At 66.3% G+C, this 928-nt stretch carries 2 protein-coding genes; both read left to right on the forward strand.

The window, feature by feature from the left end:
- Nucleotides 1-182: 182 nt before the first annotated feature.
- Nucleotides 183-719: a CbrC family protein gene (locus tag AC1DU6_RS33075; RefSeq protein WP_457324650.1), complete on the forward strand. Its 537-nt coding sequence runs from the start codon at nt 183-185 to the stop codon at nt 717-719.
- Nucleotides 716-928, forward strand: a 213-nt coding sequence (locus AC1DU6_RS33080; RefSeq protein WP_477862538.1) for a DUF5990 family protein, incomplete at its 3' end; no start/stop codon positions are given. The genes AC1DU6_RS33075 and AC1DU6_RS33080, both read left to right, overlap by 4 nt.

The following is a 928-nucleotide window of genomic DNA, read 5'->3' on the forward strand; positions in this document are numbered from 1 at the left end:
ATGCTGCGCTCCAGGGCCTCGTGTTCCTCCGCCGTCAATGGGTCGATGTAAGCCTTGAGTTCTTCGTTGACGACGATGTCCATGGAGCCGGGTGCAGGGAGCTGGCAAAAGGGTGCGGATTCTAGAGAGCCTCAGCATGGGCCTGGGCGGCGAGCCAGAATCCAGTCTCACACGGAGTACCGATGGACAGCGACCTTCCCCATTTCCGCTACCACCCCGACCCGATGGCTACCGGGGCCATCGAGCCGCGACGGGTCCAGTGCGCCTGCTGCGGCCAGGCGCGCGGCTTCGTCTACGTGCAGCCGGTCTATGCGACCAGCGATCTGGACGAGAAGCTGTGCCCCTGGTGCATTGCGGATGGCTCGGCGGCGAGCAAGCTGGGCGCGAGTTTTTCGGACGCGCATCCGCTCCAGCAGGCGGGGCTGGCGCAGGAGATCGTCGACGAGGTGAGCCTGAGGACACCGGGCTTCTCGTCCTGGCAGCAGGAAGAGTGGCTGGCTCATTGCAACGACGCCTGCGAGTTCCGCGGTGATGCGTCGGTGCAGGACGTGGAGCGTGCGAGCGAGGCCACCAAGGCGGACTGGCGCCAACATTACGGGCTGACCGAGAAGGACTGGACCCGCGCGACCGCGGACTACGAGCCCGCGGGCGACAACGCCTTCTACAAGTTCGTGTGCCGGCACTGCGGCGTGGTGCGGCTGGGGTGGGATCGCTCGTGAGCGAACGCTTGGCTGCACCCAGCCTTCGCATGCGGATCGTCGTCGTCGATCCGCCGCCTGGCGTCAGCTTCGCCATGCAGCGCGGCAAGTCCGAACTGCTGGCGCCGTTGGCTGAGCGGGGCGAGACGATCCAGTTCGAGTTGTCGCTTCGCCTGGGGTTGCCCTTGCCGGATGGGTCAGTCAACTTCCTGGGCGAGTTCGCTCAGGGC

The organism is Roseateles sp. P5_B10 (genome assembly GCF_056400485.1).

Bases quoted from the DNA above. Each gene is read 5' to 3' on its own strand.
- AC1DU6_RS33075 (WP_457324650.1), top strand. From the start codon at position 183: ATGGACAGCGACCTTCCCCATTTCCGCTACCACCCCGACCCGATGGCT.